This window comes from Pseudoalteromonas sp. NCIMB 1079, assembly GCF_040567695.1.
In the GTDB taxonomy this organism is placed as follows: Bacteria; Pseudomonadota; Gammaproteobacteria; order Enterobacterales; family Alteromonadaceae; genus Pseudoalteromonas; species Pseudoalteromonas distincta.
Map to the genome: position 1 here is coordinate 3,323,891 of NZ_JBEWZA010000001.1, position 25,807 is coordinate 3,349,697.

Consider the following 25,807-nt stretch of genomic DNA (forward strand, 5'->3'; position numbering starts at 1 on the left):
GCTCTGCATTGCCTAAATACCAAACAATCTGCTGCAAAATTAATCACAAAAGTTCAACACGCCCTAACTTAAATAATAATAAGTTAATCTTTTTTAGCGTTTATTTATAAATTCTATCAATTCATGCTCAGGCATTGGTTTAGCATACATAAAACCTTGTACCTCATCACAGCCTAAGTTTTTTAAGAACTGAGCTTGTTCTTGTGTTTCAACGCCTTCAGCAATCGTTTTTAAACCCAACTTAGCACCAAGAGAAATAACTAAGGCAGCAATAGCGCCAGTGTCATCATTTGGCAGATCCTTAATAAATGCACGATCTATTTTCAACCTATCCAAGGGTAAACTTTGTATATAACTAAGCGATGAAAAGCCAGTCCCAAAGTCATCAATAGCAACCTCAATCCCTAACTCTTGAAGCTCTCTAAGTGTATTAATAACAGTTTCGAGTTCATCCATTACTACGCTTTCAGTGACTTCTAACTCTATGTTTTTTGGCTTAACAGCATATTTTAATAATGTATTTTTAACTTTTTGAGCATAACCTTTTACTTTAAACTGCGGAACAGACACATTAACCGCAATACAAATTTCGGTGCCCATATTTTCTAGGCGCTTTTGTTGTTGGCAAGCTTGCTCTAAAACCCACTGCCCTATATCAACAATCAAGCCCGCATCTTCTGCAAGTGGAACAAATACCGCTGGCGATATATATGATCCATTACCGGTGGGCCACCTAAGTAATGCCTCACATCCAATTAAAGACAAGTCTCCTAATGAAAGTTGAGGTTGATACCATACCTCTAACTTGTTTCGAGCAAAATCATGACGTAATTGTCTAATAATTCCTATGCGCCAAGCCATTTTATCTTGCATGTCTACACTGTAATAAATTCCCTCTTTGTGTTTTGTTTTTTAGCTCGATTAAGTGCAATATAAGCAACTTTAAGTGTATCAACCCCGCTACTTTGAAAGTCTTGCTGTTGGCATAAACCCAATCTAAAATCGATAGGTAATGTATGCTCTTCTGCGCAAAATGGAACACCTAACTGCTCATTCAATTTTTTTAAGTCGAGTTCATCACGGCGAATAATAAAACCAAAAACATCAGCACCAATACGAGATAGTAATTTAGCTGTTGGGTAGTTTTCTTTTAACCTTTGCACAATGCCAATTAATACTTTATTGCCGACCTCTTGCCCTAAGCCATTATTAATATCTGCAAAATTAACTATATCAATTAATACAAATACATAATCATTAACGTGCGGCTTTTGATAACGCTCTACCCGTTCAATAAAATTGGTACGATTTGAAATACCTGTAAGCACATCTTTATAAGCTGCATCTCTTAACTTTACAAACAGCCTTATATTATCCAGGGCCACACTCACATTTGTTAAGAAGATTTCAGCGAACTGCAATTGTGCTTGCAAAGGAACATGGTCACATTCTATATATAAAGCCGCTTTTCTATGCTTACTTTTTAATACAAATGCTGCACTTGAGTCTGTATGCTGATGCTTTGATAAATCAAAACACGACTCAACTTGTTTAAATACTTTGCTATCAACATTAATTAATTTTTCACCAAAGTAGTCTTCGTAATGCCCACAACCACCTAATACTTGAATAAAGTCATCGCCATCTAATTTGCTGCACACAAGCCCTCGAGGTGAACACTTTAAAATAATACTCATGTGCTTGATGATTTCTTTGCATAGTTGCTTAATATCAGTAAGCCCTAAAATAGACTTTGATGCAGAAACAATCGTGTTCATTGCATCACTTTGATATTCAAGCTGGCATACCTGCTCGTAAGAGCGAATAGCGGTTATGAGCGATGTTACTAATTTAGAGCGAGTGAGTTCTGTTTTAGTTTTATAATCATTTATGTCGTACTCACGTATTACTTTTTCCTCTGGTGTATTACCAGCTTGCCCTGTTCTTAAAATAATTCTTACATGTTGATTATTTAATTCGTCACGCACCCTTTTTACAACCTGCAAGCCAGCATCGTCAGTTTCCATAACAACATCTAAAAAAATAACTGAAATATTGTTATTTTTAGCTAAAATCTCTATTGCTTCAGCTCCCGAATAGGCATCATGAAATCGCAAGCCTGCCCCCCAAAACTCAACCCCAGACAAAGCCAACTTTGTTACAGAGTGGATCTCAGGTTCGTCATCAACAATTAAAATATCCCAAAACTTAGTCGGCTCAATAACTGCCTCATCTTCATAGTCTTGTTCAAAAAATAAAAAATCGTTTTGATCTGACGACATTCGCTCTCCTAGGTAGCAATTTATAAATTATTTTTGGTTTATAATCTAATTCATACTATAGTCGATTAATAAAAAGTTGTTGTATTTCAACTCAAAAAATTAATAGAAGGTGTGCTTATTAAACCATTAAAAATATTAATCAAAGGCGTACTGTTATTGTTATTGGTATTAGTACTGGTAGGGCTGATACTTCCCCAAAGTTATAATGTAAATAAAACAATAGAAATCAATGCAAATATTGACGCAGTAAAACCGCTTATTACTGACTTTAATCAATGGCAAAAATGGTCTCCATGGGAAAAAGTAGACCCCAGTATACGTTTTACTTTGGGCGAACCGAACTCTGGCCTGGGTGCTCATCAGTCTTGGAAGGGAAAATGGGGGTATGGTGAAATGATCATAACTTCGGTGAGTCAAAATAAGGTCAGCTTTAATATACTTTTAAATGCTGAGCATATTATTAGGGGGACTTTTAATTTTAGTGAGCAAAACGGTATCGTCACTCTAATATGTAAGATTAACGGACAAACAACCGCTCCTTTAATATCGGGTTACACCGCAATTTTGAGCGAAAATGTGCTCCGTAATACAGTTTCAATGGGGTTAAATAACCTTAAAACTGTTGCTCAGCTTAGTCATTCACAAAGGACAATGCACAGCCATGCCAGTCAAGACAGCACAAGCGAGAATTAACCTTGCTAACATTATCGAATCCTTACTTGGTTACCCTATAACAAAAATAGGCAGTAACGGAATACTGCCTACCCCCGAACAAAATTACGATATTAAAGGCCAAGTTAAGCCGCTTTATCATATCAACAGTGAAAACTCTGTTTTAGCTCGTGCCCAAAAGCGCCAAGATTTACTACTAATAAAACAACAACAAAATATAGAGTCAATTTTAGCAATGGCTATGGGGTTTTGCCCCGATGTAGCAAGTAGTAAACAACCCGATGCTGACTGGGTAGAGCACTTTATCGCACTGTGCGAAGATACTTCAAATGCGTCAATGCAAACTTTATGGGCCAAAATTTTAACGGGAGAAACACTCAACCCTGGTACGTTTTCAATTAAAAGCCTGCAAACGTTAAAGCATATGACACAGCGAGAAGCTGACTCTTTGCAAAAATGTGTGTCGCTCTCAGGCTATAACGAAAAAGACGACAGCCACTTTATTTTACTCGGCTTTTACAAAAAACCGTCATTGTTTGATTTGCTACGAAAAGGCAATAAAGTGTCTCTAAATTTAGGAAAAACAGGTATTAGTTTTCCTGATATTTTAACACTTATGGATCTTAATTTACTGTATAGAAAAGAAATTGAATCTGCAGTACTTAAAGCGGGGCAAGAACTTACCCTTTCATTTTTATCGCAAAAAGTAACGTTAAAAGCAAAAAGCAGTGACTTGGTATTAAGCTATTATAAATTCACGCAAACAGGTGATGAGTTATCTAAACTCATTAATTTTCCTGTAAATAAAATTTATAAGCAGTTAATTAATAATGCGCTGGAGGGAGAGTTTGATTTAGCGTGGCACGCAATAAAATAATATGCCACGCTTTGTTTAATTAGAAAATACTAATTAAAAGTGAACCTGAATACCCGCAAATGGGCCAGATGCATCAATATCAGTAGTAATATCATCTACATCATCAAGTTCTAATACCATAGAGCGGTAACCTGCTTTAACAGCAACATCTACTGCTAGGTTATCAATAAGTTCCCACGCTACGCCTACTTGGTAATCTTGTAATTTGCTATCGTCAATAGCCAAAAAGCTACCTTCAAAAAATACACTTAAACCAGTAAAAGGTAAGCCAGCTTCGGCACGGCCATATGCAAGAGGAACAAAACCAGAGAAATCTTTTGTTTCGGTAAAGTTAGTACCACCATTTTGAGTAGTGCCATTTACAACAATATCACCATCAAACTGCTTAGCATTTAAACCTAAGTCAATTGAGATTAAGTCATTATCAAAAATTTCATAATAAAAAATATAATCAATATGCGTTAAATCACTTACCGTATTTACAGTAGAACCAACAACATAATCAGAACCATTGAAGCTAAATGTATCTGTAAGCAGCGCAGAACCATTTAACTCAAGCTCTGTATACTTTAATTTGATGTTTGGTACTAATGGCACTGGGTGCTCAAGCGCCGCGTAATAACTTACAAACGTCTCATCTTCAAAATTGAAATCTTGAGATGCATTATTTTTATAAGAAAATTGACCATCGTTATCTGACTTCCACCCATCAACACCTACGTATAAACCTAGTAGAGTGTCAGCTTGCGCTGCTGGTGCTAAACATGCCATTGAAAGGGCTGCTGCTAAACAATACTTTTTCATTTTTTATCCTTGAGCTAGTAGTTCGCTGAGTTCGATTAAAGCCGCATTGGCTCTAGAAATATAATTTGCCATAACTAAAGAATGGTTTGCCACATAGCCAAAACCATTGCCGTTTAAAATAAGTGGGCTCCATACTGTTTCTTGAGTGGCCTCAAGTTCACGTATGATTTGTTGTAAGCTTACACGTGCATTTTTCTTTTCAAGTACGTCATTAAAGTCATACTCTATCGCTTGTAAAAAATGCAGTAATGCCCAAGTTGCACCGCGCGACTCGTAAAACACATCGTCAATTTCCAACCATGGTGTTCTTACTTGCTGCTGCAGTGGCGCAAGAGTTGCTTGTTTATTAGATGAATTACCCGCTAAATCGGTGTTCACTTTTTCTTGGCCTACGCTCGCACTTAAACGTTGGCTTAAGCTACCTAAACGTTTTTCAGCTTCTTTAAGCCAACTACGTAAGTTATCTGCTCGTGCGTAAAATTGGCTATCGCGCTCATGCTCATTAGCAATTTGTCCACGATATACCATTAAGTAGTCAATACCTTTTTGGTACTCACCTTCGGCACTTGGCCATGCCCATGCCTCAGAGCTTATATTAAACTGCGGCTGCGCCTTTTTAAGGGCTTCATGTTCCGTAGACTGTGATTGAGAACGGCTAAAATCTTTTCGCATAGAAAGCGATAAATCACGTACCATTTCTAGTGCGCCATATTCCCACGCTGGCATATCATCCATAATAATACTTGGTGGTATTACATCATTTGATAAGTAGCCACCCGGTTTATCTAGTAAGGTATTGGCTACCGTAATTAATGTAGAAGTAGTTACATAACCCGTTACTATTTTTTCATTACGAAGCTGCGCTTGCTCTTTCGCGTTTGCAACAACGTCAAAACGTGAAGGTTCTGTGCTCCAATAAACAGCAATTGCGTAAAAAATGATAAGCAGTAAAACAATTATTCCTGCTATTTTTCCTTTATGTTGCGACATGTGTACTCCTAATGATGAGCGTGTTGAGTAGATGGTTTTGACTGCTTAGCTTGCGCTTCAAGCGACACGACTTGAGCATTAGTAAATAAGCGATTACCGTCACTAAAATATAGTGTGAGTTTACGATCTTGTCCTACTTTTAATGGCTCTTGTGGTTCAAATGCCATTAAATGATAACCGCCAGGCTGAAAGCTGACGCTTTCGTGCGCCTTAATTTCAACCGATTCAACTTGTTGCATTTTCATCATGCCGTCTACATGTGAATGCTCGTGTATTTCAACACGCCCTAAGCCATCAATAGTTGCCTTAGTTAAAGTTGCTGCGGCTCCACTGTGATTAATAAGGGTTAAATAACCTACAGTTGAAGTACTGCCAGGTAAAAACTCTCTAACTTGCGCGTTAGTTACTTCGAGCACAGCCACATCAGAACCATGATCATGCCCTGAGTGCGCCGCCAACGATGACGAAAAAAAACTAAATATTAATGCAGAAGCCATCGAAAAACATAGTTTCGTCATCATTCTTATCCTTATGAAAACTTTAAATTACAGGCTAAATTTAACATAGTTAACCTATAATAGTCAGTCAAATTAAGGATTAAGAGGCTACTTTTTTGTTATCGGCAACAAGCCAACACAACACTGCAACAAATAGTAACGGCCATGCAATCATTATAGATCCGAATAAAAGCGCTAAAACAGTCCCTGCTAATGCCACTACACCCGCACCAACTAATCCCATAGTAATTAAAGCCACTACCGCAACTACAGCAATAATTGCGGCCAAAGCACCTACAAGCTCGAGCCCAGCCCAACTAATATCAGCAATCCATAACGGCAACTGCCAAGAATCAATCTGCACAAACGTTATTAAATCAGTAAACAGTAATAAATAGATAAATACACATACTGCCAAAGCTTTCATAGTAATTCTCCTTATACCAACCGGCTTATATATGAGGTCTCTTTAACGATAAGAAAATTGCGCTATAACTAGGCAAAGATTTTTATACCTAGTTGTTCTATATAAAATTTTAACAACATTATAGAGTGATTTAATTCGTTAAATTATTCAAATATTTATGCCTGTTGGTATTAATACTCTTTATTTTCAAGGCAGCAATGCGCTATAAAATAGCCAAGTGCAACTGCAAACGGAAAACTCAAAAACAACAAGATAGTAACTACGCGTGTTGCCCATACCGGAAAGTCCAATCTATGGGCTAAACCACTACAAACACCCGATATTTTTTTATTCAGAGTATCTTTATACCAACCTTGTTGACGATTAAAGCTGTTCATAGCAATCTCCTAAGCAGTGTGTTTTAAATTAGTATTTAAGTTCGCCTTTAAGCGAGCCAACTCAGCATCAATTTTTTCATTTTTAACTAACGACTCAATTTGGGCACTGGTAGAACTTGCTGTATCAGTTAGCTCATAAGCCTCTACTTGAGCTTCAATACCTTCAACACGCTGCTCTATTTGTTCAAAACGAGACAACGCATGAGCTACTTTATCGCTTTGTAGTTGCGTACTGATCCGCCCTCTAGCAATAGCAACATTGTGGCGCTGCATTAACTGAGCTTGCTTAGTTTTAGCCATAGCCATTTTTTGCTGCAAGCGTTCACAATCAGACTTAATTTTTGCAATAGACTCTTGCAAAGTTTCTAGTTGAGTTTGCTTATTTTCAATGCTTTCGTTAACGCGTTGCTTCTCAAGTAAAGCTGATTTAGCAAGATCATCACTGCCCTTCTCAACCGCACGTTCTGCTTTAATTTGCCAAGCTGCTAATTCTGTTTTTTTAGTATCAATTTGGCGATTAATTACTTTCTCTTCACACAATAAAGCGGCTGCTGTACTACGGCACTCATTCAACGCATCTTGCATCTCGGTAAGCATTAGGTTTAAAAGCTTTTCTGGATCTTCTGCTTTATCAAGCATGGCGACAATGTTTGATTGAATTACATCATTTACGCGGTTAAATATTCCCATGGTATTCTCCTGTTGATTTTTAATTAATTTCAACAAGAAGATTCCAAGAGTTGTGCCAAGTCCATCAAAAAAAATAAAACATTTAAAATCATAATGATAAACAACAAGCACTCTAAATTTTAGTGACTTCAAGCTGAACAACATAGAGTGTAATTGGCCAATAAATTATGATTTTGACTAATTTTTAGGATCAAAAAAGCCACTCGAAAGTGGCTAAAATTTAGAATTTTTAAAGCTTAATTTTATTCTGGTACAAAGCTTAATGCTTTATCCATTACCGATAAATCAGCTTGCTTACCGTGACCACTTTCAGAAAGGTGGCGTCTAAAACCTCGCGCACCAGGCTGCCCCTGAAAAATACCGAGCATGTGACGTGCAATATGCCAAAAATTAGCACTCAAACGCATTTCTTCTTCAATGTAGTCATACATTGAACGCACTACGTCGTGGCGTGACTGCGTGTTTGCAAAATCACCATAAATTTTCTCATCAACGTCATTGAGCATAAATGGGTTGCTATAAGCCTCACGCCCAATCATTACGCCATCAATATGTTGCAAATGTTCTAGGCTCTGCTCAACTGTTTTAACACCGCCATTTAGGCTTAAGTCTAACTGCGGATAATCTTTTTTAAGTTGATAAACACGTGGGTAATCAAGCGGTGGGACTTCACGATTTTCTTTCGGGCTTAAACCATTAAGCCATGCTTTACGAGCATGAATAATAAAATCATCACATCCTACTTTATGAGACGCTTCAATAAGCGCACATAAAAACTCATACGAATCTTGCTCATCAATACCAATACGCGTTTTAACAGTTACAGGAATACTTACTTCGCTTTTCATTGCTGCAACACACTCAGCAACTAATTGAGGTTCAGCCATTAAGCATGCGCCAAATCGACCATTTTGAACTCTGTCTGACGGGCAACCTACATTTAAATTTATTTCGTCATAACCACGCTCACCTGCCAGTTTTGCACATTGCGCAAGCGCTTTAGGATCAGAGCCACCAAGTTGCAGTGCAACTGGGCCTTCGTGTTTATTAAAATGTAAGTAGTCGCCTCGACCAAATAAAATAGCCCCTGTGGTTATCATTTCAGTATAAAGCACAGTATGTTTAGTCATTTTGCGATGAAAAGTACGACAATGGCGATCAGTCCAATCAAGCATTGGGGCCACAGAAAAGCGTCTATCCAAAGTACATTTATTCAAAGCAAACCTCAGGGTATTAAAATTATTAAGCACAGCTTAAAATGCGCTGCATTTTACACAAAAGCCTAGCGAGCATCAATGTTAAGAGAAAACCTGCAAGCCAAAATAATGGGCTATACCATTTAAAATATTGGTAACCGCAACCGAGCTTAAAATAAGCCCCATAATTCTACTTATTATACTTGCACCACTATCACCAATTAATCTATGTACGTGCGTTGCAAGCAGCAATAAAACCAGTACAACCGCTAATACAGCAAGCATCATTGAAGACGTTAGTAACTGCTCAACCCAGGTATATTCTTCATTGCGGGTCATTAATACAGCACCTAACATAGCGCCAGGACTCGCGATAGACGGAATCGCAAGCGGAAAAATAGCGGTTTCAGTGCTGTCGCGTACACTTTTAATTTCGGCTTCAGGCTTACTTTCACCAAATATCATTGAAAGCGCAAAAATAAGTAATATGATACCGCCGGCTATTTGAAAAGCCGAAAGTGGAATTTCAATTGCGTTAAGTAATTGCTCACCTGCGAGTACAAAAAATAAGAGCACTAATGCAGATACGCCTACCGCTTTAAATATAACTTTACGTTTAAATTTCTCATCATCACCACGTGTGACTGCAATAAATACAGGTACAGTGCCAATGGGGTCAATAACCGCAAAAAAGAAAATAAATATAGCCAATAGTTCGTGCATTACTGGGTTTCCTAGGTAAAAAGCGCTTAATAAAAACGCTGCAACTACAACACAGTATGTTAGTATATCACGGTAGCATAAGGATAAGAGTAATGATGAATATAGAATCACTCGTAAGTAAAGCAAAACAAGTTTGTGACAACCGTGGTGCGCGTTTTACGCCTATCCGCGAGAAGGTATTTCGTCTATTAGCCAGTGCACAAGGTGGTGTTGGTGCATACGATTTGCTTGAGCAATTAAAAGTAACTGAAACAGGTGCTAAACCTGCAACTATTTATCGTGCATTAGACTTTTTAGCTGAACTAGGTTTTATTCATAAAATTGAAAGCACAAATGCATTTATGCTGTGCCATCATTTTGATCATATTCACCCGGTACAATTATTAATTTGCGATACATGTGGCTTTGTTAAAGAATTACACTCGAGTGTAATTTCGCATGAGCTTAATAATCTAGCTGCCGAAGGTGGCTTTGTCGTATCAGGGCAAACAATAGAAGCACATGGTAAATGTGAATCTTGCAGAGCATCATAATCCTTCAAAGTTATCCTTAGTGACTATACTCAAACTATATAGTCATTTCACAGAACAAATTTAAGAGTAGCCACTATGAATGTAGAATTCATCAATCCTTTTTTATCTTCTTTAATTAATGTTTTGAGTACTATGGCTCAAACTCAATTGAAGCCAGGTAAACCTCGCATTAAAACTGATGAGATAGCCTGTGGTGATGTATCAGGTTTGATTGGTATGGTTGGCCCGCAAACGCGAGGATCATTTTCAATTACATTTGATGAAGAACTAGCATTGACCATCATGGAGCGTATGCTTGGCGAACGCCCTGATGCTATAGATGAAGAAGTTACCGATATGGTTGGTGAAATAACCAACATGGTAACAGGTGGTGCTAAAAATTTACTTGGCGAGAAAGGCTTCGACTTTGATATGGCAACGCCTATTGTGGTATCTGGTAAGGGTCATACAATCACTCACAAAAGCCAAGGTAAAAAAATCATCATGCCATTTAGCTGTGATGCTGGTAATGCAAACATTGAAGTTAGTTTCGATAAATTATGAGTTGGCAGCAAAAGCAAATTACATTAAAGCCTCGCCCGCGAGGTTTTCATATAATCGATGACGAAATATTGTCTCAGCTTCCTGAACTGGCGAGTTATAAAGTTGGCTTGTTACATTTATTTATTCAGCATACCTCAGCGAGCCTTACAATAAACGAAAATGCAGACCCTACTGTTCGTATGGACATGGAGAGCCATTTCAATAAATTCGTTCCTGAGCGTCAACCTTATTATCGCCACGATTATGAAGGTGACGATGACATGCCTGCACACATAAAAACCAGTACGTTAGGCTGCGAGTTAAGTATTCCTATTTCAAATGGCTATTTAGCGTTAGGTACATGGCAAGGTATTTATTTAGGTGAACATCGCGATTCTGGTGGCTCTAGAGGAGTTATAGCAACTATTCAGGGTGAGCTATTTTAATAAAAGCTCTCGGTTTCAAAGTATTGACTCCTCTGTACCTCACTCATACCTCATAACTTCAAAGTACAACAGCTTTATTGTAGATACCATCTCTCATTTTAAGCTTCAAGGTCGTATTTAACTTTCTTGGAGCTTAAACGCTTCTTGGTTTTTTATTACACCAAAACATATATGAATGAGCTTTCGCATATTTGCACACACAGCTTGCATCGGTGTTTTACCATTATTTATTAACGTTAACTTGTGTCGTTTTATTGTTTTATTCCATTGCCCGGCGACAATGGCTGCCATATAAAGTTTGCATCGAATTCTGGCTGGCCCAAGTTTACTGATTGATGTTCGCCCTTTTAATTTACCCGATTCATTGTGCCGTGGAATTAATCCACAATAAGCGGCCGCTTCTTTGGCTTTATTAAATTTTTTAGCCGCAAACAAATACGTCAGCTCTCTCGATAATACGGGCCCAATGCCAGGGATAGACTCAAGTAGTTTCCTGTTTCTTTTTAAATCAGGTTCATTATCTATGTGGTTATCAATGTCAGATTTAAGCTGTTTAATTTCATCGTCTAAAAACGCGATAGTCACTTTTATCGATTGGCAAACACGTGCTGAAACGTTGCTGAATTCACTTGCTTCTAACCGGTTAACTTCTCGTTGTCGGTTACTCTCAAGCGCATCTAAACGACGGATAAGGGCTTTAAGCTCTCTAATTTCTAACGCTTCAGGTTGCCAATAACTAACGACTGCGTGCTTAGCACAGCCGTAATGCGCAAGCATCGTTGCATCAGATTTGTCTGTTTTATGAATTATGTTTAAAGCGTCTGCATACTTTTTAGCTTTACCGGGATTCGCTAAAATAATATTAAAGCCTTGCTCGTGTAAAAAATACATCAGTGCTTCATGATAAACACCCGTTGGTTCGAGGGTGATAACGAGCTCATTAGCAGCGCTTTTAGTTGTATTTAAAAGCCATTTTTCTATTGCTAAAAAGTCTTGATGCTTGTTTTTAAAGACTTTTGTTTTAATTTTGTTTGTAAGCTGGTCTCTCAACCATGATAAATCAATCTTCTCTTTACTAATATCAATGCCGATAAACATCATCTCTACTTACTCCCCTTGTACATACAGCATCTACTTAAAAAAAGTGTGCTTGGATACCATTCAGTTTCTGAGAATAGAAAGTCAGGGCCTTATCTACGGAGCAGTATTAAATACTAGACGCACAGGCAAGCTCACTGACTTCGATGTGATAAATGATAGCTAATCATTTATCAATGAGAGATACAAGGCGCATAGCTCGCGCGAGAAACCATAGCTTCTAACAACCAAAACTTTAATGCTGAATATTGCACAAAGAATAAAGTAGATAAGAGAGATTTTAAATTAAAAATCTATTTATGATTTTTAATACAGAGAATTTTGAAAGGATATAAAAAGATTGGAGCGGTACACGAGGCTCGAACTCGTGACCTCGACCTTGGCAAGGTCGCGCTCTACCAACTGAGCTAGTACCGCATAACTAAATTTACTATCACTACAATTTCTTTTGGTTAGAAATTGGAGCGGTACACGAGGCTCGAACTCGTGACCTCGACCTTGGCAAGGTCGCGCTCTACCAACTGAGCTAGTACCGCATTTTCACTTCTTCAGTTATTTTACGCTTAAGCGCGACAGGTCGCGTTCAACATCCTAGCAACTGAGCTAGCTTTTATTCACTTCAATTTCTTTTGGTTAGAAATTGGAGCGGTACACGAGGCTCGAACTCGTGACCTCGACCTTGGCAAGGTCGCGCTCTACCAACTGAGCTAGTACCGCATTTTTTATTTCTTCAGTTATTTTACGTTGGTGCGCGACGGGTCGCGTTCAACATTCTAGCAACTGAGCTAGTACCGCATTTTTTATTTCTTCAGTTATTTTGCGCTTAAGCGCGACAGGTCGCGTTCAACATTCTAGCAACTGAGCTAGCACCATATTTATTGATGGTAATTCAATCACTCAAACACACTAACCCCGCGTGGGTTATCGTCTTGAGCGGGGCAGGATTCTACAATAATCCAATGTGTTTGCAAGTGTTTTTTACAAATTAAAGAAATTTTCTCTATAGACTTTTAATTCCATAATCGAATCTTTAATGTCATCCAAAGCAAGGTGCGAACCTTTTTTGTTCACTTTTGCAAGCACTTCAGGTTTCCAACGACGTGCTAATTCTTTAATAGTACTCACGTCAAGATTGCGGTAATGAAAAAAATCTTCAAGTTCACGCATGTATTTATTCATAAAGCGGCGGTCTTGCCCAATTGAATTACCACACATTGGTGATACACCTGCAGGCACCCACTGTTTTAAAAAATCTAACGTTTGTGCCACGGCATACTCTTCATCGAATGTACTTGCTTTACAGCGCGCTGTTAAACCCGACTTACCATGCTGCGTAGTACACCACTCGTCCATACCATTTAGTAATTCATCACTTTGATGAATAGCTATGGTTGGCCCTTCAGCTAATATATTCAGGTCTGCGTCAGTGACAACCGTCGCAATTTCGAGTATTTTATCGGTCTCTGGTTCGAGTCCTGTCATTTCAAGATCGAGCCAAATTAAATTTGATTTATTAATAGTCATAATTACCTAAGCGGTGCTTTCCTTTAGATCCAACGCATTTCGATATATCATATTAGCATCAACCGTCGAGCTAAAGCTTTTTTTAGGAAAAGCGACATTTAACTAAGGTTATAGGCCTCCAGTGGCAAAACAGAAAAAATTAAGTAAAGGCCAATCGCGTCAGATCAAGGCCAACCACCAAAAGCGCATTAATAGCGCAGACTCAAGACCAGCTAAAAAAGGCGCGCAAGAGTGGCAAACCGATAATTTAGGTCAGGTCGAGAGCGCAATTGTGATCAGTCGTTTTGGCCAACACGCCGATGTCGAAACTGAAAATGGCGATGTACTTCGTTGTAATATACGACGTACCGTGTCAAATTTGGTGTGTGGTGATGAGGTATTGTTTCGCCGTGCCAAAGTAAGTGAAGGTGATTTAGCCGGAGTAATTGAAGCCACGCAAGAGCGTCGCTCGCAACTTACCCGTCCTGACTTTTACGACGGCGTAAAAGTTATTGCAGCTAACATTGATCAAATACTCATGGTATCGGCGGTATTACCTGAGTTTACCCCAAGTATTATCGACCGCTATTTAATAGCCTGTGAAGATATGGGTATTGAGCCAATTTTAGTACTCAATAAAATAGATTTAATTGATGACGCAGGTCTTAGCGAAATACAAAAAGTTCTCGATATCTATCGTAAACTTGATTACCAAGTACTCCTTGTTAGTAATATATCGGGCAATGGTATTGATGAATTAAAAGAAGTACTTGTTGGTAAAAATAACATTTTTGTTGGCCAAAGTGGTGTGGGTAAATCCACCCTCGTTAATACTGTATTACCTAACGCTGAAATATTAACTAAAGAAGTATCTGAAAACAGCGGCCTAGGACAGCACACAACAACTGTTTCACGCCTTCACCATTTACCAAGTGGCGGTAACCTAATCGACTCGCCAGGAATTCGTGAGTTTGGTTTATGGCATTTAGATGTTGAGCGTGTAACCTGGTGCTTTAAAGAGTTTAGAGAATTTATAGGCGGGTGCCGCTTTAGAGACTGTAAACATTTAAACGATCCGGGCTGTATAGTTAAAGAAGCTGTAGCAGATGGCAAAATTTCTCAATTGCGCTTTGACAGCTACCACCGAATTTTAGAAACAATGGCCGATGGCCGTGCAGGCGCCCGTGCGCCTCGCGTATAATTTAGGATAAATACTGTGAGTTTAGACAAATTTAAAATCGCAATGCAGTACGCAATGCCAAAACATTTTATTTCACGCGTAGTGGGTAAATTAGCCGCAGCTAAAGCTGGCGCTTTAACAACGACTTTAATTAAACTATTTATTAAGCAATATAAAGTAGATATGAGCGAAGCCCAATACCCAGATCCTGCTCATTATAAAAGCTTTAATGAATTTTTTACTCGCCCTTTAAAAGACGGCATGCGCCCAATAGTAGAAGATAGCGATATCATCATTCATCCAGTGGATGGCGCAATCAGCCAGCTAGGCGATATTGTTGACGGACAGCTAATACAAGCTAAAGGTCACGATTACAGCTTACAAGCGCTACTAGGCGGCTCACAAGATGATACAACACCATTTTTAGGCGGTAAGTTTGCAACGATTTATTTAGCACCTAAAGATTACCATCGTATTCATATGCCAATTGATGGCACACTAAGCAAAATGATTTACGTGCCAGGTGATTTATTTTCAGTAAACCCACTTACCGCGCAAAACGTGCCTAACTTGTTTGCGCGTAATGAACGAGTAGTAGCAATTTTTGAAACTGAGATTGGTCCGCTTGCTATGGTACTTGTTGGCGCAACAATTGTAGCCAGCATAGAAACTATTTGGGCAGGTACTGTCACGCCACCAGCAGGTAGCGATGTATTTAGTTGGAAATACCCAACCACTGGCGATAACGCCATCACGCTTAAAAAGGGTGAAGAAATGGGTCGCTTTAAATTAGGCTCTACTGTGGTACTAGCATGGGGTGCTGATAAAGCTGAAATACTGGATGACCAACTACCAGAAGTGGTTACTCGCTTAGGTACTGCGTTTGCAAAAATTAACGACTAAATCAATCGTTAATTAGAAATCAAAAAACCGCGTTATTTAAACGCGGTTTTTTATTTTTGAAGGGGTAAAGCCTGCACACGCGTAAAGCGCCGCTTTTAATTCTTTAACGCCAAATGTAGTAACAGGCACAAGCCTCTCAAAAACCTATTTTCCACACTCTTTACACTCTGAATCTTTAATCACTTTAAAGTGCTGCTGCTTTAAAGTAAGCGCATCAAAGGTTATAAATTCCCCCCCCTCTGAATGCCCCAGTAATAAGTTGAGCGTAAGTTGCGCCTGCATAGAGCCTATTACACCCAGTAGCGGGCTAATTACTCCTGCGTTACTGCAATTTATAACCGGTGTAGCTTCGCTTTGTGGAAAAACACAGCCATAACATGGGCTATCATTTTGCCTAAAATCAAAGCCCATTAACTGCCCTTTGGTTGCGAGTGCAGCACCAGAAATTAACGGTGTTTTATTAGCAATACAATAACGATTAACGCGATAGCGAGTGCTAAAGTTATCAGAGCAATCAAGTACGATGTCAGCACTTTTTAGAATATTAGTGGCGTTACTCTCATCTAACTTTTGGCAATCCGTTACTATGTCTATTTGATTATTAAGACTCGCTAATACTTTACCCGCTGCAGCGACCTTGTTTTGCCCTAAGTGGTTTATTTTATAAAGCACTTGGCGCTGTAAATTTGAAAGCTCAACTTCGTCATCGTCAATTAAAATAAGCGTTCCAATGCCCGCCGCAGCTAAATACAAAAGTGCTGGGCTACCTAAACCACCAGCCCCTACTACTGCAACCGTTGAGGATTTAAGTGCTAACTGCCCTTCAAGCCCAACTTCTTCAAGCAACAAATGGCGGCTATAACGAAGGGTTTCTTTTTCGCTTAGCTCATTCACGTTTACCAGCCTTGTTAGTATTGCCCTTGTTAATATTAATGTGCACTGCTTATGGCTACTTGCAGAGCACTTATAGCCTCTACGTAATTATCAGCCTCGGTAATAGCACGCACTACGGCAACACTGCCTACACCGGTTTTAGCTACCTGCTCAGCACGGCTTAAATCAATCCCACCTATTGCTACCGTTGGATAGCTTTGCATAAGCGGTACAAATTTAATCAGCTTTTCAAGGCCTTGTATTTGCCCTGTCATGTCTTTTGTTGTGGTTGGGTAAATAGCACCAAATGCCATATAACTAGGGCGATAATTATGCGCACGCAGCATTTCATAAAAACCATGAGTAGAAAGCCCAAGCCTTAACCCAGCGTCTTTAATTGCTGCCAAATTAGCAATCTCTAAATCCTCTTGCCCTAAATGCACACCATACGCACCATGCTTAATAGCTAGCTGCCAGTAATCGTTTATAAATACCTGTGCGTTGTATTGCTTGCCCAGCTCAACAGCTTGCTTAATGAGCGCATCAAGCTCGTCTTGCGTTTTATTTTTAACGCGTAACTGCGCTGTTTTAATACCTTGTTGTAGGCACTTTTCTAACCAATCGGTACTATCTACAACTGCATATAAGCCAAGCGACTTACTTTCACAAGGTGCAAAATCAGCAGCCATATTAAAATCAAGCGGCACATCAAAATCAAGCTCATCACCCAGCCAGCTCCCCGGCTCAATCACTTGTGGGTAGTCAGCTAAATTAGTGGGGAACGATGTATGAGCAACCGGTCCAATCCCTTCGCCATAGCGTACCGACTGTTTTAGCCCTTGGTTTATATATGCTTTAGCTAAAATAAAGGCATCTTTTAATGGGTAGTCTTTAGCTAAACACGCAGCAATGACCGAAGCCATGCTACATCCGGTGCCGTGGTTATGCGGTGTTTGTATTTTTTGATTACCTAACCAATATTCTTCGCCATTTTGTGTATTACTATCAATACAATAATCAATGCAGTAGCCACTTGGGTAATCCCAATGCCCGCCTTTAATAACAACGGCTTTTGCACCCCAGCTTAATAGCTTATTAGCCGCTTCTTTTATTGCAGCCGGGCCAATTAAATACACACCGGTTAATAACTGTGTTTCGTGGGTGTTTGGGGTTATTACATCCACCAGCGGCAGTAGGCATTCTTTTATTGCGCTTACCGTGTCTTCTTCTGTTAGTAAGTCACCGCTTGAGGCAATAGCGACAGGGTCATATACAATAACGGGAGGCACCGGCCATTTAGCTTTATAATGACTTATATGTTCGCTGATCAACTGAATTTGCTGCACATTGGCTAACATGCCAATTTTTATCACTTTGGCTTTCATGTCTTTTTCAAGCGCTAGTAACTGCGATTCAATAATATCGGTAGACACTGCATTAATAGCCTCTACGCCTAAACTATTTTGTGCAGTAAGCGCCGTAATTGCCGTGCAGCCATGTACACCAAAACTTTGCATTGCTTTTATATCAGCTTGAATACCGGCACCGCCGCCCGAATCAGAACCGGCAATTGTCCACACTACGTCATTCATATTCTTTCCTTCACTGCTGATGCCAAAATGGCATACCCATTGTTGGGGTTGATGGGGCTGCAACGTCTTTTTCAGGCATTGCTTTTGCTTGATATGCAAAGCGCCCTGCTTCAACTGCGACTTTAAATGCGCGGCTCATAGTAATTGGGCAGCCCGCCCCTGCAATGGCTGAATTTAATAATACCGCATCATACCCCATTTCGAGTGCTTGGCAGGCATGCGATGGCAAACCTAAACCTGCATCTACTATTAATGTAGTATCGGGTAAACGCTCTCGAATAGTTTTTAAATTATAGCTATTTAACAAGCCTTTACCGGTGCCTATTGGCGCTCCCCACGGCATAAGCACCTCACACCCTAGCTCATTTAAGCGCTGGCAAAGTACTAAGTCATCGGTGCAATAAGGCAATACTTTAAAGCCATCATTAATTAATATTTTTGTGGCTTCAAGTAACGCAAAAGGGTCAGGCTGTAAATTGTAATCATCGCCAATCAGCTCCAGCTTAATCCAGTCGGTGGCAAATACCTCTCGGCACATTTTTGCAAGTGTAATCGCCTCTTTTACACTGTGGCACCCTGCAGTATTAGGGAGTATTTTTAAGCCTGTATTTTTTATTAACTGCCAAAAGTCATCACCGGCTGCTGCACTTTGTTGGCGCCTAAGCGACACGGTTACAATTTCAGCACCAGAGGCGACTATCGATTGGGTCATGATATCAGGCGACGGATAAAGCGCAGAGCCTATTAATAAACGGCTATTTACTTGCTCACCATAAATAGTTAAACAGTCTTTAGTTTGCATGAGCTTTATCCGCCTTGAATGGGTGACAGCAACTCAACACTGTCGCCTTCATTAAGTACATAGTTACTGTGCCGACTTTGTGGAATAAATTCGCCATTAACAGCCACAGCAAAAGGCGCAACTGCACCAAAACTTTGAAGTACCTCAACGAGCGCTTTGCTATTAACATTAAGTAGCTCGCCATTAATTGTAATGTTCATTTTATTCTCACTCTATTCGTGAAACTGCTTGCGCCACTAATGCCGGTGCCAGCATATAACCGTGGCGATATAAGCCGTTAATGCTAATTACATTGCCAACTTGTGATACTTCTGGGCGGTTATCGCTAAATGCAGGGCGTAATCCGGCTTGAATATTAAGTAGTCGTGCTTCGGCAAATCCGCTGTGTACGGTATAAGCCGCTGAAAGTAACTCAAGAGTTGAGCGCACTGTAGCGGCACCATTGTCTTGTGACTCTATTTCAGTCGCACCAATTACATATTTATGATTAGGTTTAGGCGCTATGTAAATTGGATAACGCGGGTGCATTAAACGCACGGGCCTGATTAAACTTACCTCTGGTGCGTATAACCTTGCTACTTCGCCGCGCACACCTCTAAGCGGTTTATCATCTTGAGTATTTTTAGCACCAAGCCCACGGCAATCAATAATATAATCGAATGGTCGATTGTTTATTTTGTTGTCGCTAATGGTTACGCGCTGATTAAATACAGATTTTACTTTGCGTTTGTTGAGCTGTGCAAAGCTGGCTTTATAAAATGCTTGGTTATCAATTTGCCCCTCGCAGGGTAAAAATAAGCCTTGATTAAAGCGCCCTGCCAGTTCAGGTTCAAGCATTGTAATTTGTTGAGCATTTATATGCTCGGCAGTGTGATCAGCTAGTGGTTTTATACGCTGTGCAAAGCTTTGTAAATCGCCTTTGTCCTGCTGGTGCGCAATGACCAAAGTGCCTTGCTGCTGAAAAAAAACGTCACTTTCAAGCTCTGCAATAATGCCGGGCCAACGCTTCATTGAATCAAGACCCATTAAAGCTAAATCAGCCTCACATAACACCGACTCAGCAAGCGGGGCGAGCATTGCCGCAGCTACTTTGCCCGCACTGCTTTTTGTATGCTCGTCGTCCGCTTCGAAAACAGTTACTTGGTGCTGTTTACTTAGCTCAAGCGCAGCTAACCTGCCCGCTAAACCAAACCCAACCACCGCAATGTTATAAAACATAAAAACCTCCAAAAGCAGTTATTAGTAATATAAGTAGATGATAATTTACTTCTCGCCTCTAAAATTAATTAAAAAGCGAGGCATAAAATCTCACCTATCATTTATATCTAACTTCTAGCCGGTAATTACTTTATACCGCTTTGTGGTAAATCTCTGAGCCTGTTTGCTTAAACTCAGCTGACTTAGCTTTCATTTCGGCTTCTACATCAACCATTTTTATTTCAATAGCGTCGCCAGCGTTATTAGGATCAATACCGCGTGTCTCTAAATCTTTAGCGTAATCGCGTACTTCTTGGCTAATTTTCATAGAACAAAATTTAGGTCCACACATGGAGCAAAAGTGAGCCACTTTACCTGATTCTTGCGGAAGGGTTTCGTCGTGGTACTCGCGAGCTCGATCTGGATCTAAACCAATATTAAATTGGTCATGCCATCTAAATTCAAAGCGCGCTTTTGATAAGGCGTTATCGCGCTCTTGCGCACCAGGGTGACCTTTTGCTAAATCGGCGGCATGTGCAGCTATTTTGTAGGTAATTAAGCCTTCTTTAACATCTTCTTTATTTGGCAGACCTAAATGCTCTTTAGGTGTTACATAGCAAAGCATTGCACAGCCGTACCATGCTATTTGAGCGGCACCAATACCAGAAGTAATATGGTCATACCCTGGTGCAATATCGGTCGTTAACGGGCCTAAAGTGTAAAATGGCGCTTCGTCGCAATGCTTTAATTGCTCATCCATATTGGCTTTAATCATGTGCATTGGCACATGCCCTGGGCCTTCAATAAATACTTGTACGTCGTGCTTCCACGCAATTTTAGTCAGTTCACCTAATGTGCGCAGCTCACTAAACTGCGCTTCATCGTTGGCATCAGCAATAGAACCTGGGCGAAGGCCATCACCGAGTGAAAAACACACATCGTATTGTTTTAAAATTTCGCAAATGTCTTCAAAGTGCGTGTATAAAAAGTTTTCTTTGTGATGCGCTAAACACCACTTAGCCATAATCGAGCCACCGCGCGACACAATACCGGTTACACGTTTAGCGGTCATTGGTACGTAACGAAGCAGTACACCGGCATGAATAGTAAAGTAATCAACACCCTGCTCGGCTTGTTCAATAAGCGTATCGCGGAAAATCTCCCACGTTAAATCCTCAGCCACACCGTTTACTTTTTCAAGCGCTTGATAAATCGGTACTGTGCCAATAGGTACAGGCGAGTTACGTACAACCCATTCGCGCGTTTCGTGAATGTAACGCCCCGTTGATAAGTCCATCACGGTGTCTGCGCCCCAGCGGGTAGACCACACCATTTTTTCTACTTCTTCTTCAATAGATGAGCTAACCGATGAATTACCAATATTGGCATTAACTTTTACTAAAAAGTTACGGCCTACAATCATAGGCTCTGTTTCTGGATGGTTTATATTATTTGGTAAAATAGCGCGACCGCGGGCTATTTCGTCGCGTACAAATTCTGGGGTAATAAATTCAGGAATACTCGCACCAAACGACTCGCCTTTATGCTGCGCGGCAAGTAATTCTTTACGAATTTCTGCACGCCCCATATTTTCGCGAACAGCTACGTATTCCATTTCAGGGGTAATAATCCCTTGGCGTGCGTAGTGCATTTGCGTTACGTTTTTACCCGCGATACCACGGCGAATTTTTGGAAGGTGATCAAAGCGAATATGATCCAGCCCTTCATCTGCCATGCGTTGCTGCGAGAACTGCGACGTCACTGATTCTAAAACCTCGGTGTCGCCACGGCTTTCAATCCACTGCTCACGAAATTTTGGTAAGCCTTTGCGTACATCAAGTTCAAAATTAGGATCGGTATACGGGCCCGACGTATCGTAAACACGAAGCGGATCGTTTGACTCATAAACAGGGTTTTCATCTGTACCGCCAATAAACGTATCACTTAACGTAATTTCACGCATACCAACACGCACACCAGGTTGAGTGCCTTCAACGTATACTTTATGAGAATTTGGAAACGGTTGACCCGTTAAGTTATAAATATATTCAGACGCGGCAGCACGGGTTTCTCGGCGTGACGCTTTATTTGTAGTATTTGACATGACTTGCCTCATTGCTTAAGGGTTGTCTTGTCAGATATTCCGAGGAATAGAGAAAGATCGTAAAGTAGCGTACATGCTACTTTGCAGCCTAAAATAAACAAAATCACTTTATTGTGCGCATAAAAAAAGACGCACAAGCGTCCCATTTTAGGCAGCTTGTTCCCTACGCAGGTATTAACCTGATCAGGTTCACGGATCCCGCTTTCGCGATCTCAGCCAAAAACTAATTACTTAGCTTTGGCACTCCGACAAGTATTGATATATAAATTCTGTTCGTTAATTTGAAGGTGTTACCCAACAAATCTGCGCTGAGTGTACGTCAGTTAAAAACTGCCCGCAAGGGGCTGTTTTTCAAAAACTTAAAATTATTTAGGGATAAACACAAATGTTTGCTCGCCTTGCATGACTAATTGCTGGCCTTGCATTTTAAGCTCGGCACCTTGCTTTAAGGCTTGTAATAACTGCTGCTCAAACTCATCAAGGTCTTCGCCGCACGACTTGCGCGTCATTCCTAATTTACTTACGGTAAGGTTACTTTCTTCAAGCGAGCCTTCACCAAAAAATTTGTTACAGCCAGCAAAACCGTTTACTTGCAGTGCTTCAATAAAGCTCATTGATGCATTAAACGAAGGTGGAATTGCTAAACCATCAACACGTGATAATTGCCATTGGGTGTATTTAAGCTGCTCACTGGTAACCGTCCCTGTTGATGCGCAACCAACACATAAACCGACTATAAGCATCGGTATTGCTGCTAATTTCATGCTACTACTAACTAATTGTCTAATTAATGTAATTGTAACAATATTTATGCCCTTTATCCGTTAAAAATGCATGTTTTAAATGTAAATTTTTGTTCTATGATAGTTCAAAAGTTATGCGATTAAGTACTAAGTTGTAGTTTTAAATACGTTATCTATTTGCTCTGGTAAAAACGGTCTACCTTTTTCATTAACAGACGTTCCTATAACCAGTGCATTGAGCATTACTTTTTCATCGCTTTTACGTATAACCGTTTGCTTAAACGCAAATTTTAAACGACTAATACGCTGCGGCTCCACAGCCACATAAAATTCATCACCTGGTAATAGTGAATGTTTATAGTCCATTTCGCTGCGCATCACGACTAGGTTAATTTTATCTTTCGCTAATTGAGCAAAATCAATACCGTGTGCGTACAAAAATTCATGGCGAGCATGCTCTAAATAATTAAAATAAACACTGTTATTTACGATACCTTGTAAGTCACATTCGTAATCACGTACCTTGAAGTCAACTTTAAAGGTCATATTAGTAATCCTGATTATTTAACGTATAATTGCCGCGTTTATAGCACATGTGTTTAAATAATTGCTACCATACGAGTCCCTAAAATGGAGTTAAGTAACCCAATGAACTTACGTTTGTCTTTAATTACTGCCGCACTTTTACCGCTGCTTGGTGCACCAATTGCAGCTAACGCTGATGATAGCGACCTAGAAAGAATTGTTGTAACCGGCGATTTTCAGCGCGAAAGCATTCAAACTTTAAGCGCGAGTGCGAGCTTATTCAGCGAAGATGAAATTAATCAACGTGGTGCAAGTTACTTAGACGAAATGTTAGGCAGTACCGCCAATGTAAATTTTGCATCTGGTGCGTCGCGCGGTCGTTATATTCAAATTCGTGGCGTGGGACTTCGTTCACAATTTGTAGATCCTATTAATCCATCTGTAGGCTTAGTAATTGATGGTATTAACTATTCTGGCCTTGGTGGCAGCTCATTATTATTTGATATAGACCAAGTAGAAATTTACCGTGGTCCACAAGGTACACGCTTTGGCGCAGACGGTATGGCCGGTATGATCCAAATGGGTTCAGCTAAAGCCACGAGCGATCCAAGTTTAAAATTACAAGTAGGTGCCGGCACATACAACACCCGCGAAGCAGGCATTGCAGCAAGCACAGGCTTAACAGATGACACTAGCGCACGCGTTAGCTACTTTCGCAGAAAGTCAGACGGTTACGTAGATAACTTGTACTTAAATGACGAAACACAAAATCAAGACGAACAAGTAGCCCGCTTTAAAATAAACAGTCAGCTTACAAAGCATTTAAATACTGAGTTAAACCTTCACTATATTGACATAAACAATGGTTACGATGCGTTTACGCTTGATAACAGCCGCAATAGTGTTGCCGATGAACCAGGCCAAGATAATCAAGAAAGCTACGCTATAGGTGTTAAGAATACTTATACGGGTTTTGACGCTTTTGATTTAAATCTAAACCTATCGGCTATTGATACCGAATTACTTTACAGCTTTGACGAAGACTGGGTATGTAACGATACAAGTGAGCCAAAGTTATGTGCTGCTGGCTTACATCCAGATGGATACAGCTCAACCGATTTATACAGCCGCGATCGCGACGATCAGTCTGTAGATTTACAGTTTAATTCTAAAACGGGTAACTGGGTTGCGGGTATTTATTACCAAAACCGTGACGTTGATTTAGAGCGCCAATACACATGGTTAGCAAGCCCGTTTTCTTCAACTTACGAAACGAGTAACGTTGCAGTATATGGTCAAGTAGCGACTCCAATTGGCCCTAAAACAACATTAATTACAGGTTTACGTGTAGAGCAATACCAAGGCGACTACACCGATAGCAATGGCTTTATACAAGACACCGACGACGTAATGGTTGGCGGTAAAATTGCTCTAGAATATCAAGTAATTGATCGCACTATGATCTACACCAGCATTACGCGTGGCTACAAAGCTGGCGGTATTAACTCAGAAGCGCTTGCTAAAGCCAAAGATGAAGGCTTAAACCTAAGCGCTGATTTTTTCCAGCAACACACCAGTTTCGACCCTGAATATTTATGGAGTGGCGAATTTGGTGTTAAAGGCTCATCGCTTGATGACAAATTTACGCTTCGCTTAGCTGCATTTTACATGCACCGCGACGATATTCAGTTAAAAGCATGGCAAGTAGAAGGTCAGCAATTTACCGGTTATGTTGATAACGCAAGTTCTGGTAGCAACTACGGATTAGAAGTTGAAGGTAGTTACCAACTAACTGATAATCTATTTTTAACGGGTAGTGCTGGTTACTTAAACACTGAAATAGATGACTTTGTAACGCAGTCTGGCTTAAACCAAGACGGTCGTGAGCAAGCACAGTCACCTAAATACCAGTATGCGTTTACTGCTCGCTATAACTTTACAAGTGAGCTTTACGGTATGATTGGTGTTGAAGGTAAGGACGACTACTACTTCTCAGATAGTCATAACTCACAGGCACCAAGCAGCAACTTAGTTAACTTAAGCTTTGGTTACGAATCAGACATGTGGGCAGTTCGCGCGTGGGCTCATAACGTGTTTGACGAGACAGTCCCTACACGTGGTTTTGAGTTTGGTAACGATCCACAAGATGGTTACACAACGCATACCTACACACAATTAGGTGAGCCTCGTGTTGCAGGTGTTACGTTTACACTTAATCTGTAAAGCACAGCCGTTGGCTTTCAAATGAAAG

Annotated in this window: 26 protein-coding genes, 3 tRNA genes, 1 pseudogene and 1 riboswitch; of the genes and pseudogenes, 8 read left to right on the forward strand and 22 right to left on the reverse strand. The window is 40.1% G+C overall.

The window, feature by feature from the left end:
- Nucleotides 1-93 precede the first annotated feature (93 nt).
- A pseudogene (locus tag ABX891_RS15495) lies at nt 94-2,282 on the reverse strand (bifunctional diguanylate cyclase/phosphodiesterase).
- 111 nt (nt 2,283-2,393) lie between these two features.
- On the opposite strand from ABX891_RS15495, the gene ABX891_RS15500 reads away from it, so the two are divergent.
- Together ABX891_RS15500 and ABX891_RS15505 are read left to right on the forward strand one after the other, a co-directional pair.
- The gene (locus tag ABX891_RS15500) at nt 2,394-2,975 is read left to right on the forward strand and encodes an SRPBCC family protein (protein ID WP_024595802.1); all 582 of its coding nucleotides are present in this window, start codon (nt 2,394-2,396) and stop codon (nt 2,973-2,975) included.
- Nucleotides 2,944-3,831 (forward strand): TIGR03899 family protein, encoded by an 888-nt coding sequence (locus ABX891_RS15505; protein ID WP_002957930.1) that lies wholly within the window; start codon nt 2,944-2,946, stop codon nt 3,829-3,831. The genes ABX891_RS15500 and ABX891_RS15505 overlap by 32 nt, the downstream gene beginning before the upstream one ends.
- A gap of 33 nt (nt 3,832-3,864) precedes the next feature.
- Here ABX891_RS15505 and ABX891_RS15510 read toward each other — a convergent pair whose 3' ends face one another.
- The 8 genes from ABX891_RS15510 to ABX891_RS15545 form a co-directional block, all read right to left on the reverse strand.
- Nucleotides 3,865-4,635 (reverse strand): TIGR04219 family outer membrane beta-barrel protein, encoded by a 771-nt coding sequence (locus ABX891_RS15510; protein ID WP_354629846.1) that lies wholly within the window; start codon nt 4,633-4,635, stop codon nt 3,865-3,867.
- A gap of 3 nt (nt 4,636-4,638) precedes the next feature.
- Nucleotides 4,639-5,625 carry a DUF2333 family protein gene (locus ABX891_RS15515; RefSeq protein WP_024603343.1) on the reverse strand — a complete coding sequence of 329 codons (987 nt, stop codon included), beginning with the start codon at nt 5,623-5,625 and terminating at the stop codon, nt 4,639-4,641.
- A gap of 8 nt (nt 5,626-5,633) precedes the next feature.
- Nucleotides 5,634-6,143 (reverse strand): copper chaperone PCu(A)C, encoded by a 510-nt coding sequence (locus ABX891_RS15520; protein ID WP_024606365.1) that lies wholly within the window; start codon nt 6,141-6,143, stop codon nt 5,634-5,636.
- Between the two features lie 79 nt (nt 6,144-6,222).
- Entirely contained in the window at nt 6,223-6,549 is a 327-nt protein-coding gene (locus ABX891_RS15525; protein WP_024595804.1) for a hypothetical protein, read from the reverse strand.
- Between the two features lie 170 nt (nt 6,550-6,719).
- On the reverse strand, nt 6,720-6,926 hold the full coding sequence (locus tag ABX891_RS15530; protein WP_002957924.1) for a PspC domain-containing protein: 207 nt from the start codon (nt 6,924-6,926) through the stop codon (nt 6,720-6,722).
- A 9-nt stretch (nt 6,927-6,935) separates the two neighbouring features.
- Entirely contained in the window at nt 6,936-7,616 is a 681-nt protein-coding gene (locus ABX891_RS15535; RefSeq protein ID WP_354629847.1) for a PspA/IM30 family protein, read from the reverse strand.
- A 242-nt stretch (nt 7,617-7,858) separates the two neighbouring features.
- Complete coding sequence (gene dusA / locus ABX891_RS15540) at nt 7,859-8,791, reverse strand: tRNA dihydrouridine(20/20a) synthase DusA (RefSeq protein ID WP_354630144.1); 933 nt, start codon at nt 8,789-8,791, stop codon at nt 7,859-7,861.
- Between the two features lie 123 nt (nt 8,792-8,914).
- Nucleotides 8,915-9,535, reverse strand: a complete 621-nt coding sequence (locus ABX891_RS15545) for a MarC family protein (protein WP_007580269.1) — start codon at nt 9,533-9,535, stop codon at nt 8,915-8,917.
- A 95-nt stretch (nt 9,536-9,630) separates the two neighbouring features.
- On the opposite strand from ABX891_RS15545, the gene ABX891_RS15550 reads away from it, so the two are divergent.
- From ABX891_RS15550 to ABX891_RS15560, 3 genes are all read left to right on the forward strand, one after another.
- The gene (locus ABX891_RS15550) at nt 9,631-10,068 is read left to right on the forward strand and encodes a transcriptional repressor (RefSeq protein ID WP_007580267.1); all 438 of its coding nucleotides are present in this window, start codon (nt 9,631-9,633) and stop codon (nt 10,066-10,068) included.
- 75 nt (nt 10,069-10,143) lie between these two features.
- On the forward strand, nt 10,144-10,611 hold the full coding sequence (locus tag ABX891_RS15555) for a chemotaxis protein CheX (RefSeq protein ID WP_024595807.1): 468 nt from the start codon (nt 10,144-10,146) through the stop codon (nt 10,609-10,611).
- Nucleotides 10,608-11,036: a secondary thiamine-phosphate synthase enzyme YjbQ gene (locus tag ABX891_RS15560; RefSeq protein ID WP_309168316.1), complete on the forward strand. Its 429-nt coding sequence runs from the start codon at nt 10,608-10,610 to the stop codon at nt 11,034-11,036. The genes ABX891_RS15555 and ABX891_RS15560 overlap by 4 nt, the downstream gene beginning before the upstream one ends.
- A 117-nt stretch (nt 11,037-11,153) precedes the next feature.
- Here the strand turns inward: ABX891_RS15560 and ABX891_RS15565 are convergent, their stop codons facing one another.
- The 5 genes from ABX891_RS15565 to orn form a co-directional block, all read right to left on the reverse strand.
- A complete protein-coding gene (locus tag ABX891_RS15565; protein ID WP_354629848.1) occupies nt 11,154-12,137 on the reverse strand; it encodes an IS110 family RNA-guided transposase in 984 nt (327 codons plus the stop codon).
- A gap of 338 nt (nt 12,138-12,475) precedes the next feature.
- Nucleotides 12,476-12,551, reverse strand: a tRNA-Gly gene (locus tag ABX891_RS15570).
- Nucleotides 12,552-12,594: 43 nt separating this feature from the next.
- Nucleotides 12,595-12,670: transfer RNA gene (locus tag ABX891_RS15575), tRNA-Gly, on the reverse strand.
- A gap of 105 nt (nt 12,671-12,775) precedes the next feature.
- Nucleotides 12,776-12,851, reverse strand: a tRNA-Gly gene (locus ABX891_RS15580).
- 261 nt (nt 12,852-13,112) lie between these two features.
- Entirely contained in the window at nt 13,113-13,658 is a 546-nt protein-coding gene (orn, locus tag ABX891_RS15585) for an oligoribonuclease (RefSeq protein WP_004336052.1), read from the reverse strand.
- Between the two features lie 121 nt (nt 13,659-13,779).
- On the opposite strand from orn, the gene rsgA reads away from it, so the two are divergent.
- Nucleotides 13,780-14,838 (forward strand): small ribosomal subunit biogenesis GTPase RsgA, encoded by a 1,059-nt coding sequence (gene rsgA / locus ABX891_RS15590; protein ID WP_004336055.1) that lies wholly within the window; start codon nt 13,780-13,782, stop codon nt 14,836-14,838.
- Nucleotides 14,839-14,853: 15 nt separating this feature from the next.
- Nucleotides 14,854-15,720 carry an archaetidylserine decarboxylase gene (gene asd / locus ABX891_RS15595; protein WP_309168315.1) on the forward strand — a complete coding sequence of 289 codons (867 nt, stop codon included), beginning with the start codon at nt 14,854-14,856 and terminating at the stop codon, nt 15,718-15,720.
- A 144-nt stretch (nt 15,721-15,864) separates the two neighbouring features.
- Here asd and ABX891_RS15600 read toward each other — a convergent pair whose 3' ends face one another.
- The 8 genes from ABX891_RS15600 to ABX891_RS15635 form a co-directional block, all read right to left on the reverse strand.
- Complete coding sequence (locus ABX891_RS15600) at nt 15,865-16,614, reverse strand: HesA/MoeB/ThiF family protein (protein ID WP_354629849.1); 750 nt, start codon at nt 16,612-16,614, stop codon at nt 15,865-15,867.
- A gap of 35 nt (nt 16,615-16,649) precedes the next feature.
- Entirely contained in the window at nt 16,650-18,185 is a 1,536-nt protein-coding gene (gene thiE / locus ABX891_RS15605) for a thiamine phosphate synthase (protein ID WP_354629850.1), read from the reverse strand.
- 10 nt (nt 18,186-18,195) lie between these two features.
- Nucleotides 18,196-18,987, reverse strand: coding sequence for a thiazole synthase (locus ABX891_RS15610; RefSeq protein WP_165744953.1), 792 nt, complete (start codon nt 18,985-18,987; stop codon nt 18,196-18,198).
- Between the two features lie 5 nt (nt 18,988-18,992).
- On the reverse strand, nt 18,993-19,187 hold the full coding sequence (thiS, locus tag ABX891_RS15615; RefSeq protein ID WP_002960781.1) for a sulfur carrier protein ThiS: 195 nt from the start codon (nt 19,185-19,187) through the stop codon (nt 18,993-18,995).
- A 7-nt stretch (nt 19,188-19,194) separates the two neighbouring features.
- Nucleotides 19,195-20,205: an FAD-dependent oxidoreductase gene (locus ABX891_RS15620; protein ID WP_354629851.1), complete on the reverse strand. Its 1,011-nt coding sequence runs from the start codon at nt 20,203-20,205 to the stop codon at nt 19,195-19,197.
- Nucleotides 20,206-20,335: 130 nt separating this feature from the next.
- Entirely contained in the window at nt 20,336-22,288 is a 1,953-nt protein-coding gene (gene thiC / locus ABX891_RS15625; protein WP_220492788.1) for a phosphomethylpyrimidine synthase ThiC, read from the reverse strand.
- Between the two features lie 143 nt (nt 22,289-22,431).
- Nucleotides 22,432-22,546, reverse strand: a riboswitch (TPP riboswitch).
- Nucleotides 22,547-22,653: 107 nt separating this feature from the next.
- Nucleotides 22,654-23,052, reverse strand: a complete 399-nt coding sequence (locus ABX891_RS15630) for an META domain-containing protein (protein WP_306344991.1) — start codon at nt 23,050-23,052, stop codon at nt 22,654-22,656.
- 126 nt (nt 23,053-23,178) lie between these two features.
- Nucleotides 23,179-23,577 (reverse strand): acyl-CoA thioesterase, encoded by a 399-nt coding sequence (locus ABX891_RS15635; RefSeq protein ID WP_010555268.1) that lies wholly within the window; start codon nt 23,575-23,577, stop codon nt 23,179-23,181.
- Between the two features lie 84 nt (nt 23,578-23,661).
- On the opposite strand from ABX891_RS15635, the gene ABX891_RS15640 reads away from it, so the two are divergent.
- Entirely contained in the window at nt 23,662-25,779 is a 2,118-nt protein-coding gene (locus ABX891_RS15640; protein WP_354629852.1) for a TonB-dependent receptor, read from the forward strand.
- Nucleotides 25,780-25,807 lie beyond the last annotated feature (28 nt).

What these genes read in the sequence shown, in the direction of transcription:
- ABX891_RS15505 (WP_002957930.1), top strand. Translation starts at nt 2,944, where the DNA reads ATGCCAGTCAAGACAGCACAAGCGAGAATTAACCTTGCTAACATTATC.
- ABX891_RS15510 (WP_354629846.1), bottom strand. Translation starts at nt 4,635, where the DNA reads ATGAAAAAGTATTGTTTAGCAGCAGCCCTTTCAATGGCATGTTTAGCA.
- ABX891_RS15515 (WP_024603343.1), bottom strand. Translation starts at nt 5,625, where the DNA reads ATGTCGCAACATAAAGGAAAAATAGCAGGAATAATTGTTTTACTGCTT.
- ABX891_RS15520 (WP_024606365.1), bottom strand. Translation starts at nt 6,143, where the DNA reads ATGACGAAACTATGTTTTTCGATGGCTTCTGCATTAATATTTAGTTTT.
- ABX891_RS15525 (WP_024595804.1), bottom strand. Translation starts at nt 6,549, where the DNA reads ATGAAAGCTTTGGCAGTATGTGTATTTATCTATTTATTACTGTTTACT.
- ABX891_RS15530 (WP_002957924.1), bottom strand. Translation starts at nt 6,926, where the DNA reads ATGAACAGCTTTAATCGTCAACAAGGTTGGTATAAAGATACTCTGAAT.
- ABX891_RS15535 (WP_354629847.1), bottom strand. Translation starts at nt 7,616, where the DNA reads ATGGGAATATTTAACCGCGTAAATGATGTAATTCAATCAAACATTGTC.
- dusA (WP_354630144.1), bottom strand. Translation starts at nt 8,791, where the DNA reads ATGCTTGATTGGACTGATCGCCATTGTCGTACTTTTCATCGCAAAATG.
- ABX891_RS15545 (WP_007580269.1), bottom strand. Translation starts at nt 9,535, where the DNA reads ATGCACGAACTATTGGCTATATTTATTTTCTTTTTTGCGGTTATTGAC.
- ABX891_RS15550 (WP_007580267.1), top strand. Translation starts at nt 9,631, where the DNA reads ATGAATATAGAATCACTCGTAAGTAAAGCAAAACAAGTTTGTGACAAC.
- ABX891_RS15555 (WP_024595807.1), top strand. Translation starts at nt 10,144, where the DNA reads ATGAATGTAGAATTCATCAATCCTTTTTTATCTTCTTTAATTAATGTT.
- ABX891_RS15560 (WP_309168316.1), top strand. Translation starts at nt 10,608, where the DNA reads ATGAGTTGGCAGCAAAAGCAAATTACATTAAAGCCTCGCCCGCGAGGT.
- ABX891_RS15565 (WP_354629848.1), bottom strand. Translation starts at nt 12,137, where the DNA reads ATGATGTTTATCGGCATTGATATTAGTAAAGAGAAGATTGATTTATCA.
- orn (WP_004336052.1), bottom strand. Translation starts at nt 13,658, where the DNA reads ATGACTATTAATAAATCAAATTTAATTTGGCTCGATCTTGAAATGACA.
- thiE (WP_354629850.1), bottom strand. Translation starts at nt 18,185, where the DNA reads ATGAATGACGTAGTGTGGACAATTGCCGGTTCTGATTCGGGCGGCGGT.
- ABX891_RS15610 (WP_165744953.1), bottom strand. Translation starts at nt 18,987, where the DNA reads ATGCAAACTAAAGACTGTTTAACTATTTATGGTGAGCAAGTAAATAGC.
- thiS (WP_002960781.1), bottom strand. Translation starts at nt 19,187, where the DNA reads ATGAACATTACAATTAATGGCGAGCTACTTAATGTTAATAGCAAAGCG.
- ABX891_RS15620 (WP_354629851.1), bottom strand. Translation starts at nt 20,205, where the DNA reads ATGTTTTATAACATTGCGGTGGTTGGGTTTGGTTTAGCGGGCAGGTTA.
- thiC (WP_220492788.1), bottom strand. Translation starts at nt 22,288, where the DNA reads ATGTCAAATACTACAAATAAAGCGTCACGCCGAGAAACCCGTGCTGCC.
- ABX891_RS15630 (WP_306344991.1), bottom strand. Translation starts at nt 23,052, where the DNA reads ATGAAATTAGCAGCAATACCGATGCTTATAGTCGGTTTATGTGTTGGT.
- ABX891_RS15635 (WP_010555268.1), bottom strand. Translation starts at nt 23,577, where the DNA reads ATGACCTTTAAAGTTGACTTCAAGGTACGTGATTACGAATGTGACTTA.
- ABX891_RS15640 (WP_354629852.1), top strand. Translation starts at nt 23,662, where the DNA reads ATGGAGTTAAGTAACCCAATGAACTTACGTTTGTCTTTAATTACTGCC.